Below are 12,299 nucleotides of genomic sequence, written 5' to 3' on the forward strand. Positions count from 1 at the left end.
TGTTAACAATTCTGTAAACTGCTCGCGGTGTGTATTTTCCGGTGGAATAATTCGTTTTTTCGGCAGCCCGCTGGACAAAACAAAAAGAGGTCATGATGAGTACTGAAATTAAAGCCCAAGTAGTGGTACTTGGTGCAGGCCCTGCAGGGTATTCTGCGGCTTTCCGTTGCGCTGACTTAGGTTTAGATACTGTTTTAGTTGAACGTTATTCAACTCTGGGTGGAGTTTGTTTGAACGTTGGTTGTATCCCTTCTAAAGCACTATTGCATGTAGCTAAAGTGATTGAAGAGGCTAAAGCCCTCGCTGAACATGGTATTGTTTTTGGTGAGCCAAAAACGGATATTTCCAAAGTTCGCCTGTGGAAAGAAAAAGTTATTAATCAGCTGACAGGTGGTTTGGCTGGTATGGCAAAAGGCCGTAAAGTGAACGTTGTTAACGGTCTTGGTAAATTTACTGGTGCTAACACACTGGTTGTTGAAGGCGAAAACGGTAGCACAACGATCAACTTTGATAATGCGATCATAGCTGCGGGTTCACGTCCTATTCAGTTACCATTTATTCCTCATGAAGATCCACGTATTTGGGATTCAACGGATGCACTAGAACTGAAAGAAGTTCCAGAGCGTTTGTTAGTTATGGGTGGTGGTATCATCGGTCTGGAAATGGGGACTGTGTATCATGCTCTGGGTTCTCAAATTGATGTTGTTGAAATGTTTGACCAAGTCATCCCAGCGGCTGACAAAGATGTGGTTAAAGTATTCACCAAACAAATTAGTAAAAAATTCAACTTACTATTAGAAACAAAAGTGACGGCTGTTGAGGCAAGAGAAGACGGCATCTATGTTTCTATGGAAGGTAAAAAAGCACCTGCTGAACCACAACGTTATGACGCTGTGCTTGTTGCAATCGGCCGTGTACCAAATGGTAAAAACCTTGATGCAGGTAAAGCTGGCGTCGAAGTTGATGACCGTGGTTTCATCCATGTCGATAAGCAAATGCGCACGAATGTTCCTCATATTTTTGCTATCGGTGACATCGTTGGTCAACCAATGCTGGCACACAAAGGTGTTCATGAAGGGCACGTGGCAGCTGAAGTCATCTCTGGCTTGAAACACTATTTCGATCCAAAAGTTATCCCATCTATCGCTTACACTGAGCCAGAAGTTGCATGGGTAGGTCTAACAGAGAAAGAAGCGAAAGAGAAAAACATCAGCTATGAAGTCGCAACATTCCCTTGGGCTGCTTCAGGTCGTGCAATTGCTTCAGACTGTTCAGAAGGTATGACCAAACTGATTTTCGACAAGCAATCTAACCGTGTTATCGGTGGTGCGGTTGTTGGTGTTAACGGTGGCGAACTGTTAGGTGAAATTGGCCTAGCAATTGAAATGGGTTGTGATGCAGAAGATATCGCATTAACTATCCATGCTCACCCAACACTGTATGAATCAATTGGTATGGCGGCAGAAATCTACGAAGGTAGCATTACTGACTTACCAAACGCTAAAGCGAAAAAGAAAAAATAATTTCTTAAGTCGCTTTGGTAAACAGCCTTTTTAATTCGCTGTTTATCAGTAAAGTAGATAGAAGCCAATGTGGAAGCACATTGGCTTTTTGCTTTTGTATATAGGTAGTTATATTTTTTGGGTGATTATCATATTCATTTAAATAGTTTTCTTAAATAAAAAGCGTCTTTAAGAGTGAAAGATAAATCAATATTAATGATAATGCGTATTTGGCTCATGAAATATTACATTCTTTGCGCTAATTACGCTTATACTTCAAGTCGCAGCGTTGTTGACTGCGCTCACTCACACTAGTCACGTAGTTGCACCTCGAATTATTTAGAGTGTAGATTAATCCTCATAACGTATATCAATAAGCAAATGCCATGAAACTGATACCCGCTGCAATTTTAATTCATGTTCCTAATGTGTCCGTAGGCTTAGCTTGGTACCAGCAAGCTTTTTCGCAAGCGGTAGCCGAGTATCTCCCTGAGTTTGATTTTACGTTATTGCATATAGGGAATTTCACCATTGAAATTGTGCAAGCGGATGAAAAGGTCAGAGAAGGTAAGCGGGGAACCGTGCTTTATTGGCAAACTGCATCTTTAGATGCTGCAATGAAACATCTAATCACTTTAGGTGCGAAACTATACCGAGGACCAATGCGAATCGATGGTAACAACCGAATGTGTCAGCTTGAAGATCCGTTTGGTAATTTAATTGGTTTAAAAGGGCAATAAAATCAATTAAAACCGTTAAAAAAATTATGACCAATCGTAATGATTTTCCTTATCAATTAGAGAGATAAATAAAATTACGATAAAAGATATAATTTGTGATAACTAATGAAAAAGGGCACAAAAGAGGGTGCGTTAACGGTATAAATGCATTATAAAAAGTGTGGCTATAGGCTCTACTGCCAGTTGTGCGCTTTTAATTAAGGTGTTGTCATGCTCTTCATCGGGGGGTGATGCCCCTTGCGGCTGATTCACTGGTCGCCTAGCTGCACCTTGAATTAACTAGAGTTTATATCTGCTTTTTGTGACTGATTATAGAATCTTAAACTAAAAACAACCTGTAATAGATGATTAGGGCCTAAAGTAAGTAGAAGTATGTTGCTTTCTTGTGAATGAATTAACATTCTATTTAAACTCTGCTATGCTGAGTGCCCGAAGCTGGACATAATTTTACTGCCATTGAGATTATGCGAGCAAATTCCTCTGACCTGGCACCGGATGATGTTTTTTCAAGATGGTGCAGACAGCCGGGTATATAAATTACAATGAAGCGAGGAGAACGTCGTGCTAGAAGATTACCGTAAGCACGTAGCCGAGCGTGCCGCTCAAGGGATTGTCCCTAAGCCATTAGATGCTGCACAAGTAGCTGCACTAGTAGAACTACTGAAAAACCCACCTAAAGGTGAAGAAGATTTCCTGTTAGACCTGCTGACCAACCGTGTGCCCCCTGGTGTTGACGAAGCAGCTTATGTTAAAGCCGGCTTTTTAGCGGCTATCGCGAAAGGCGAAACCGCCTCACCTCTTATCTCCCCTGAAAAAGCGATTGAGCTGCTTGGTACAATGCAGGGCGGATACAATATTCATGCACTCATTGAAGCGTTAGACGATGCGAAGCTTGCGCCAATAGCCGCTAAAGCACTGTCACATACTCTGCTGATGTTTGATAACTTCTATGATGTTGAAGAAAAAGCGAAAGCCGGAAATGAATACGCCAAACAAGTTATAGAATCTTGGGCAAATGCAGAATGGTTCTTAGAGCGCCCAGAGCTCGCCGAAAAATTAACCGTGACCGTATTTAAGGTAACTGGTGAAACAAACACCGATGATCTTTCCCCTGCACCAGATGCTTGGTCACGCCCAGATATTCCATTGCATGCGCTAGCCATGTTGAAAAACCCACGTGATGGTATTGAACCTGATGATGCGGGTAATGTTGGTCCAATTAAACAAATCGAAGCTTTGAGCGAGAAAGGTTTTCCTTTAGCTTATGTGGGGGATGTTGTTGGTACGGGCTCCTCTCGTAAGTCAGCGACTAACTCAGTGCTATGGTTTATGGGTGACGACATTCCATTTGTACCAAACAAACGTGGTGGTGGCGTGGTACTTGGTGGCAAAATTGCCCCAATCTTCTTTAACACGATGGAAGATGCGGGTGCACTGCCGATCGAAGTCGATGTGTCTAAGCTGAATATGGGTGATGTCATTGATATCTATCCTTATAAAGGTGAAGTTCGTCACCATGAAACGGGTGAATTACTTGAAACATTTGCACTGAAAACGGATGTTTTAATTGATGAGGTTCGTGCTGGTGGCCGTATTCCTCTGATTATTGGTCGTGGTTTGACAGCCAAAGCCCGTGAATCTCTCGGCTTAGAACCGACCAAAGTATTCCGTCATGCTAAATCTGTTGCACAAAGTCATCGTGGCTTCTCTTTAGCGCAAAAAATGGTAGGTCGTGCTTGTGGTCGTCCTGGTATTCGCCCTGGTGAATACTGTGAACCGAAAATGACTTCTGTTGGCTCGCAAGATACTACGGGTCCAATGACTCGCGATGAGCTGAAAGATTTAGCATGTCTAGGCTTCTCCGCTGATTTGGTTATGCAGTCATTCTGTCATACTGCGGCTTATCCAAAACCTGTCGATGTGACAACTCACCATACGCTCCCTGATTTTATTATGAACCGTGGTGGTGTTTCCTTACGTCCGGGGGATGGTATCATCCACTCATGGCTAAACCGTATGCTGTTGCCTGATACAGTTGGTACAGGTGGTGACTCACATACACGTTTCCCAATTGGTATTTCTTTCCCTGCCGGTTCTGGCCTAGTGGCATTTGCTGCTGCAACGGGCGTCATGCCGCTTGATATGCCAGAGTCAGTATTGGTGCGTTTTAAAGGTGAGATGCAGCCGGGGATCACTTTGCGTGATCTGGTGCATGCGATCCCGCTATATGCAATCAAAGATGGTTTGTTGACGGTTGAGAAAAAAGGTAAGAAAAACATTTTCTCGGGCCGTATTCTAGAAATTGAAGGTTTACCTGAGCTGAAAGTCGAGCAAGCTTTTGAATTAGCAGATGCCTCTGCTGAACGTTCTGCCGCGGGCTGTACGATTAAACTGGATAAAGCGCCAATCATTGAATATCTGCAATCAAATATTGTTCTATTGAAATGGATGATATCTGAAGGTTATGGCGATCGTCGTACGATTGAGCGTCGTATTAGAGGCATGGAAAGCTGGTTAGCCGATCCACAATTGTTAGAAGCTGATGCTGATGCTGAATATGCCGCGGTGATTGAAATTGATCTTAATGAAATTAAAGAACCAATTTTATGTGCGCCGAACGATCCTGATGATGCTCGCTTACTGTCTGATGTGCAAAATGAAAAAATCGATGAAGTCTTCATTGGTTCTTGCATGACTAACATTGGCCATTTCCGTGCAGCAGGTAAATTGCTCGATCAGCATAAAGGTCAGTTACCGACACGCCTATGGGTTGCTCCGCCAACTAAGATGGATGCAGCGCAATTAACCGAAGAAGGTTATTACAGTGTGTTTGGTAAGAGCGGGGCGCGTATCGAAGTTCCTGGCTGCTCGTTATGCATGGGGAACCAAGCGCGTGTTGCCGATGGTGCAACAGTTGTATCAACTTCAACACGTAATTTCCCTAACCGATTAGGTACAGGCGCTAATGTATTCTTAGCCTCTGCTGAATTAGCCGCTGTAGCGTCTCTATTAGGTCGCTTACCAACGCCTTCAGAGTACTTGCAGTTTATGGATAAAGTTGATGAGACTGCTGCTGATACTTATCGTTACTTAAACTTTGATCAGTTAGAACAGTACACCGAGAAAGCTGATGGCGTGATTTTCCAAACCGCCGTGTAGTTTTCATCTGGAAGAAAGTAACAGCCTCGAATTTATTTCGGGGCTTTTTTTTACTCTAAAAATGATATTAATTACCTATTTTATGTACAGCAATAATATAGAAAGGATGAAGTTATCCTATTAGATAAGTTAATTTATAAATATAAAACTTATCGAATTCATCATTATTCGATTAAATAATAAAGAACATGAATTTAATAAATTGTTAGTGTTATTACAAATACCGTCTTATTTTGAATGACTAAAATAGTCAATATAATAATGTTACTCTCACATCTGATAAGTAAAGTAATGATATATGACCTTTCTATCTCATTGATAAATATAATTAAATATATTTAATTTAAATATATGTATGTTTTTATCGATAATTATACACTCCATTTGCGTATAATTTGTTAGTAAATATTAACAACTGTTAAATAAAAATAAATAAAGAGTTTAATATTATTTTTTTGTTCATAATACGTCATTTTTAATTTTATAAACTAGATGGGATGGCGTGTGAAATTAAGAAAGTAGTATATTGTCCTGTTTTTCATGATGAAATTTTTTGTTACATTTGTTTTTATATCTGTCTATCTAGGTTTTACGTCTATTAGGTGTAATATGAATTAGTGTATAAATTGCCTATAATGTTTGCATCTGTGAAGCAGTAGGGGAATTAATAAATTTGAAGGTGAGATAAATCTTATTCATTAAATTTTCATTGTTTATAAGCCATCTAAAAAAGAGTGATGTTTTATTTGTTATTAAAATTTAATGAGTGTCTGAATATAATCTTTATTGGATGAAAGTAATTTTTATTACTGATTATGTAGTCTTATTAATAGCTGATATTCATTATTAGCTAGGGTTTTGTTTTTATTTTTTTTATATTAAATTAAAGGTCAAAAAAATGTTTAAGAAAACTTTATGTGCATTGTCGTTAATTTCTGTTTCATGTGCAGCTTTATCTGCTCCAGTTGCTAATTTAAAAGTAACAGGTTCAATAACACCACCGACATGTACTATTAATAATCAAAATGAAATTGATGTGGAATATAAATTTGATGTTGCACCACAGATGTTCCCTGCTACTGGTGCTTTAGTTTTACCTCCTGAATCTAAAAGAATTGAAATAGTCTGTGATGCAACAACCTATTTAAGTTTTGATGCTACAGATAATCGTAGTGATAGCGTTATGACGGTAGGAAATACTAACTTTGGTTTAGGTAAATATGGTACTGATAATGATAAAAACATTGGTTTTTATACTATCGCTATGAAAAATGCAACGACCAAAGCAAATGCTGATGCAACAGAAAAGAAAGTAGGTGTGTTAGTTGGAACAACCTATAATGCAACTGAGCTTTCAGTAGTGAAAAATAGAAAAGCATCTTGGGGATTAGCCTCACAGGTACCAGCAGCTGCACAAATTTTTGCAGCTGACTTTGAAGTGAAACCAACATTAAGTGCAGAACTAAAGAACTATTCTGGTGATGTATCTTTAGATGGTCATACAACATTGTCATTTGGTTTTTCTATTTAATTTTACATAGATAAAGGTGGGCCTTGTGGGGCCTACCTTACTGAATAAGGTTACGGATAAAGATGAACAATTCAGTGAAATATGTAGCGTTATTACCATTATTTTTTTTAAGTGCAAGCCATGCTGATGTTGATGCAAATTTAAAAATTATGGGAACAGTAAAACCACCAACGTGTAGTATTAATAATGGAGATGAAAGTGATATTGAATATAAATTTACGGTATCTCCACAAATGTTTCCTACGACAGATAATTTAAATCTAGCACCAGAAACTAAACGTATTGAAATAATTTGTGATGCTACAACAGTTTTAAATTTTATGGCGACAGATAATCGTAGCGATAGTGTTTTAATTAAAGGTACTCGTAATTTATTTGGTTTAGGTAAGTATGGTACTGATAATAGCAAAAACATTGGTTATTATTCGATTAAGATGAAAAATGCGACAACGAAAGCAAATAGCGATGCTGAGGAAACTAAAGTCGGGATTGCATCTGGTTATAGTTTTAATGATTCGCAATTAGATGTCTATGTTGGAAAAAAAGTATTTTGGGCATCTAAATTTGCACAATTCGCTGCTGCGCAAATTTTTGCAGCTGATTTTGAAGTAATACCAGTATTAAATGGTGATTTAAAGGATTTTTCTGGTGATGTGTCTTTAGATGGCCATGCCACTTTAGCGTTTAGTTTTTCTATTTAATCTAATGCTGAAGTTAATTATGTATTCTATCTATTATGTAAGTGACTGAGGTTATTGATTTATTCATGAATAAGTTGACAAAATGCATTACACTATTTCCATTATTAGTTTCAGGCATGAGTTATGGTGATATTAATGCAAACTTAAAAGTTAATGGCGATATTAAGCCACCAACATGTTTAGTTAATGGGATGGAAAAAACAGATATTATTTATGATATGGGAAAATTATCTCTTGATGTCATACCGGTATCTGATATGTATATATTCCCTAGCGAATCATTAGTTAAAAACACGGTAACAGTGACATGTGACGCAACAACCTATTTAACGTTTATGGCGAATGATACATACCAAAGCTTAAACTTACCGGCTACTCCGTTAAAGTCATCATACGGTCATATCTATTTCCGTTTTAATGTGGGGGAGCCTCAAGCCCTAGGTGGAGTGTATTTTTTACTTGAGGATCTAGAAGTAGATAACAAGGCTGTTTATGCTCGTCGCCTTTATAGCAATATAAAGCCCACTTCTGGGATTAGAGACAATACACTGACCAAAGATGAATATTATGGCTGGGCTAATGTAGCAAAGGAAACTGTTGATACATCTGAATTTCAAGAATCACTCGTTCCTGGGAAAGTCTTTTCCGTATCATTTAAACAAGGTGGTGCGTTTATTAATTCAAGAACTGACTTATCTAAAGCCAATATTAATCTAAATGATGGCATAAATTATAACGCTGAAGCTGTGGTTACATTTAACTTTGGCATCTAATTATAAATAAACTAGGCACGTATCTATGCGTTTAATTTCATTAAAAGTAACGTTGTTTTTTATGTGCTTTTTGAGTGTTTTTGTAAAAGCCCAGGGAATATATGCCCAAAATATTCCGGCTGAAACTGTGATACCACCAAGTTGTGACATTATTCCACCGAATGATGGAAATTATCAATTTTCACAGCTTCATGCTAGTTATTTTAAATTAAATGAGTTAACAGAAATTCCAGAAGTAAAAAAAACATGGCAGGTTTTATGTAATACACCGGTAAGTCTGTTTCTTAAAATAGTCGATAATCGCCATGATTCTTCACGTATGGATAATGAAAGCTATTTTGGCTTAGGTCATGTTAATAGGCAGGGTAAAATAGGTAATTATCAATTAACACTAAGTCATGCCAGCGTTGATAATGAAAGAGCTGATATGTTCTTAAGTGAAAATATGTCTGCCTCTAAAGCATCTTCTATGACCGTGAAAAAAAATAAAACTTATGGCTGGCTGCTGGGAGAAAATACCCCTGCTTCAGGAAAAGTGTTTTCTGTAGACATTACCGTTTCAGCTAAACTGAATTCGTTAAAAGAAACGGATGGGCCTATTGTTAATGGCGCTGAACTGGATGGTAATGCTGAGTTGATTTTTTCATTTGGTATTTAATGTTTTAATAATCATCTAATAAAACAATGAGCATGTATGTTATATACTAATAAAAAAACACGATGTTACTATTTTTTTATTGCATTGATATTCATATTTTATAATGAGTCCTCTTATTCATCGAATAGCGATAAGTTAAATAAGAATTCAAAAGTAGACTTTGATATTGATTCATTGAAAGCGCTTGGCTATGGTGAAGAAGTCGCTGATTTTTTTATGCAAGGGAGTAAGTTTCTTCCTGGTAATCATGATGTCACAATAAAATTAAATGGGAGCAATAGCTATTCTGTAAATGCTAAAATAGATGATAGTGGTAACCTTTGTATCGATGAAAGTTTGCAGAAAACATTGAGACTAAAATCGACTCATCTTGGTGAGCGATGTCATATTTTTCAGGATGTATATCCTGATTCACAGGTTGTGATGCGTCCAAATGAATTCATTATTGATATTATTGTTTCTGAGGATAACTTTGATCCTAAATTACAGGGGAGTGAGTTGACCTATGGGGGTTTTGGTTTAGTCAATAATTACCGTATTTATGGTATGAAGATTAATGGAACTAATAATCAAAATTTTTATCAAGGGCAGTTTGAGACTGGCGCAAATTGGAATAATTGGGTTCTACGAAATAATAGTAGCTTTTCATCAAGTAAAGGAAACTCAGAATACCAGTTTAACGAGACAGTACTGTCGCGCAGTATCGAGTCATTAAAGTCACAATTCGAAATTGGTCAGTTAAATAGCGTAGGTCATTATTATTCTGGTATTCCAATTAATGGTGTTCAAATTTATTCAGATAGTGCCTTACAGCTTAATAGCCGCTTGGTTGTTCCAATTACAGGAGTAGCAAATTCACTCTCAACAGTGGAAGTGCAGCAAAATGGTCGTCTGCTTTATCGAACTATCGTACCGGCTGGTCCATTTGAATTAAATAGAATTAATAATATTAGTAGTGGTGTGCCTGTCGATGTCACTATTATTCAAGACAATGGTGAACGTCAGAGATATCAAGTACTGACATCGAATCAAGCAACCGATAATTTATCGCCTTTATCTTATCAATTTGCTCTTGGTCAGTATCGCCGTGTTAATCGTGATCAAAAAGTCGATACACCGTTGATTGGTAGCTTGGAATTAAGTGCGCAGTATAAGCAAATAGATTATTCAGCAGGGTTGCTTTATTCAGATAAATATCAATCGATGAGTGGTGGAGCAAATACGTCGTACGGTTCAGACGTGGTGGTTAGTGGTGGCATTAGTGCGACAGCGTCCCGTAATGATAAAAAGCAAGGTAACCAAATTGATTTTAATACATCAGTTTCCAGCGGTGGTGCATCATTAGGAACTTCATTTCTCTATCGTAGTAATGAGTATCCAACGTTGGATGATACAGTGCAAAAAGATCTCCCCATTATTGAAGACGAGCGATTTGATTGGCCATGGTTTAGTGGTGAACTTCAGTCATCGACTTCTCTGTTTGCTAGCTGGGGTAATATGACGTGGGGAAGTTTCAGTTATAGCCTGAACCACAACAATTATTATGGCAATACACCTGATTCGGTCAGTCATACTGTTGCTTATGGGCGAAAATTTTATGATATTTCGTTGAATTTCTCTTTTCAATCTAGCCGTGAGCAAGGGGAGCGCTATTTCTTAAATGCATCGATACCAATAAATAAGCGCTCGAATGTCACTTTACAAAGCCAATATTATGATGACCGTAGCACTCTGATGGCGAATTACCATTATCGGCCAAATGATAGATGGAATTATTCCCTAGGAGCAGGTCGCAGTAGTGATACTAATCGTATCAATGGTAGCGTGAGTAATAGAAATGCATATTCACAACTGTCACTAAATGCCTCTATGACAGAAAATGATGTTTATTCATTTATGTCATCGGCTTCAGGCTCGATTGCGTATTCTAATGGGTTAGTTGCAACTTCACCATTACCTTTAAGCAATACATTTGGCATTGTTTATATTCCAAATCAGCCAAATGTTAAGATTAGTGCGTTAGGAAGTGGAACAACGATAACGAACCATTTTGGAACTGCTGCTATTTCAGCATTACCAACAAATAGGAAAACAACCGTTCAGCTTGATACGCAAGATTTACCATTAAATATTCGACTTGATACAACCACATTTGATGTTGCGGTGGCTAAAGGTAGTGTGATCACAAAAGAGATCAAAGCAACGGAAATGAGACAACTATTACTTAGTATTACCCTAAAAGATGGTTCAGAAGCACCTAATGGCGCAAGTCTTGTCAATAAAAATGGAAAGTATATTGGAACGGTGATGGGTAATGGAAATGCGCTTTTAACGAATGAACAAATTGGTGATGAATTAATTCTTCGTTCAGTGAATTCAGATGATTGTATTGTGAGTTATACCGTCTCAGATCATTTTTCACCTGAAAATCTTTATGAAGAAGCTGATGCCGTATGCCAATAAGTTATCACTAAATTCAATATGAGTTTTATGTAGAGGTTATTTATGAAGAAGTTACTTACAGTTTTAGGTTCAGTTTGCTTATTAATGATAAGCGCAAATGTTATGGCCAGTTTTCAGTTGGAAACAATGACAGTGATATTGGATGCGGGTGAAAATAGAAAGGTGTTTAACGTTAAAAATACAGGGAGTGAACCTATTTTATTATCCACAAAAGTTGAAGATCTTGAAGGCTCAACGAAACTGGCCGGTGATATTATGATTACGCCTCCTATCATTCGTATTGAGCCTCATGAGAGCCAACAAATTAATTTCATTTTGAAAAATGGCGTTAAATTATCTGATGAAGTTATTTTAAAAGCATCATTTCAAGGTGTAGGTGCTAAAAGGGAAAATGCAGCTAAAATGCCTATTCGCCAAGATGTTGCAATGTTAGTAATGCCTGAAAATATGAATGTGAGTTTGACGCCTTGGGATGCACTTTCTGTTACGCAAAAAGGTGAGCAATTAATATTTAAAAATGAAGGTAAACAAGTTATTAGATTGTCACCCTCTTTTAATGTTATTCCTGGAAACCATACTTATTCTATAGGTCAGTTTTATATTAGACCTGGTGAAAATAAAGCAGTCAATATAACAGGTAATGCTACTGATATAACAATAGCACCGTTAAGCCGTTATGGATTTAAACTTGAAAGTGATGTCAATGTAAAAGTGAAACACTAATTAATAATGATGTTTTAGATTAATCAGTGTTGGTATCAAAGGATGATAT

The 12,299-nt window shown here is 37.6% G+C and carries 9 protein-coding genes; all 9 read left to right on the forward strand.

Annotation, left to right across the window (positions count from 1 at the left end; all coding sequences use genetic code 11):
- Positions 1 to 95 precede the first annotated feature (95 nt).
- The 9 genes from lpdA to P2E05_RS06475 all read left to right on the forward strand — a co-directional run bounded on the left by lpdA (position 96) and on the right by P2E05_RS06475 (position 12,250).
- Positions 96 to 1,523, forward strand: coding sequence for a dihydrolipoyl dehydrogenase (gene lpdA / locus P2E05_RS06435; RefSeq protein ID WP_154625094.1), 1,428 nt, complete (start codon positions 96 to 98; stop codon positions 1,521 to 1,523).
- A gap of 365 nt (positions 1,524 to 1,888) precedes the next feature.
- The gene (locus tag P2E05_RS06440; RefSeq protein ID WP_154625093.1) at positions 1,889 to 2,242 is read left to right on the forward strand and encodes a VOC family protein; all 354 of its coding nucleotides are present in this window, start codon (positions 1,889 to 1,891) and stop codon (positions 2,240 to 2,242) included.
- Between the two features lie 561 nt (positions 2,243 to 2,803).
- Positions 2,804 to 5,401 carry a bifunctional aconitate hydratase 2/2-methylisocitrate dehydratase gene (gene acnB, locus P2E05_RS06445; protein ID WP_163860905.1) on the forward strand — a complete coding sequence of 866 codons (2,598 nt, stop codon included), beginning with the start codon at positions 2,804 to 2,806 and terminating at the stop codon, positions 5,399 to 5,401.
- Between the two features lie 898 nt (positions 5,402 to 6,299).
- On the forward strand, positions 6,300 to 6,932 hold the full coding sequence (locus P2E05_RS06450; protein ID WP_272657575.1) for a DUF1120 domain-containing protein: 633 nt from the start codon (positions 6,300 to 6,302) through the stop codon (positions 6,930 to 6,932).
- 62 nt (positions 6,933 to 6,994) lie between these two features.
- Positions 6,995 to 7,633 carry a fimbrial protein gene (locus P2E05_RS06455; protein WP_272657574.1) on the forward strand — a complete coding sequence of 213 codons (639 nt, stop codon included), beginning with the start codon at positions 6,995 to 6,997 and terminating at the stop codon, positions 7,631 to 7,633.
- A gap of 65 nt (positions 7,634 to 7,698) precedes the next feature.
- Entirely contained in the window at positions 7,699 to 8,406 is a 708-nt protein-coding gene (locus tag P2E05_RS06460) for a type 1 fimbrial protein (RefSeq protein ID WP_163860908.1), read from the forward strand.
- Between the two features lie 25 nt (positions 8,407 to 8,431).
- Entirely contained in the window at positions 8,432 to 9,064 is a 633-nt protein-coding gene (locus P2E05_RS06465) for a hypothetical protein (protein ID WP_154622350.1), read from the forward strand.
- A gap of 36 nt (positions 9,065 to 9,100) precedes the next feature.
- Entirely contained in the window at positions 9,101 to 11,527 is a 2,427-nt protein-coding gene (locus tag P2E05_RS06470) for a fimbria/pilus outer membrane usher protein (protein ID WP_196713364.1), read from the forward strand.
- A gap of 42 nt (positions 11,528 to 11,569) precedes the next feature.
- Entirely contained in the window at positions 11,570 to 12,250 is a 681-nt protein-coding gene (locus P2E05_RS06475; RefSeq protein ID WP_154622352.1) for a fimbria/pilus chaperone family protein, read from the forward strand.
- Positions 12,251 to 12,299 lie beyond the last annotated feature (49 nt).

It is taken from the genome of Providencia stuartii (assembly GCF_029277985.1).
Classification (GTDB): Bacteria; Pseudomonadota; Gammaproteobacteria; order Enterobacterales; family Enterobacteriaceae; genus Providencia; species Providencia zhejiangensis.

Excerpts from the sequence above, each read along its gene's own strand:
- lpdA (WP_154625094.1), top strand. The coding sequence starts at position 96 with ATGAGTACTGAAATTAAAGCCCAAGTAGTGGTACTTGGTGCAGGCCCT.
- P2E05_RS06440 (WP_154625093.1), top strand. The coding sequence starts at position 1,889 with ATGAAACTGATACCCGCTGCAATTTTAATTCATGTTCCTAATGTGTCC.
- P2E05_RS06450 (WP_272657575.1), top strand. The coding sequence starts at position 6,300 with ATGTTTAAGAAAACTTTATGTGCATTGTCGTTAATTTCTGTTTCATGT.
- P2E05_RS06455 (WP_272657574.1), top strand. The coding sequence starts at position 6,995 with ATGAACAATTCAGTGAAATATGTAGCGTTATTACCATTATTTTTTTTA.
- P2E05_RS06460 (WP_163860908.1), top strand. The coding sequence starts at position 7,699 with ATGAATAAGTTGACAAAATGCATTACACTATTTCCATTATTAGTTTCA.
- P2E05_RS06465 (WP_154622350.1), top strand. The coding sequence starts at position 8,432 with ATGCGTTTAATTTCATTAAAAGTAACGTTGTTTTTTATGTGCTTTTTG.
- P2E05_RS06470 (WP_196713364.1), top strand. The coding sequence starts at position 9,101 with ATGTTATATACTAATAAAAAAACACGATGTTACTATTTTTTTATTGCA.
- P2E05_RS06475 (WP_154622352.1), top strand. The coding sequence starts at position 11,570 with ATGAAGAAGTTACTTACAGTTTTAGGTTCAGTTTGCTTATTAATGATA.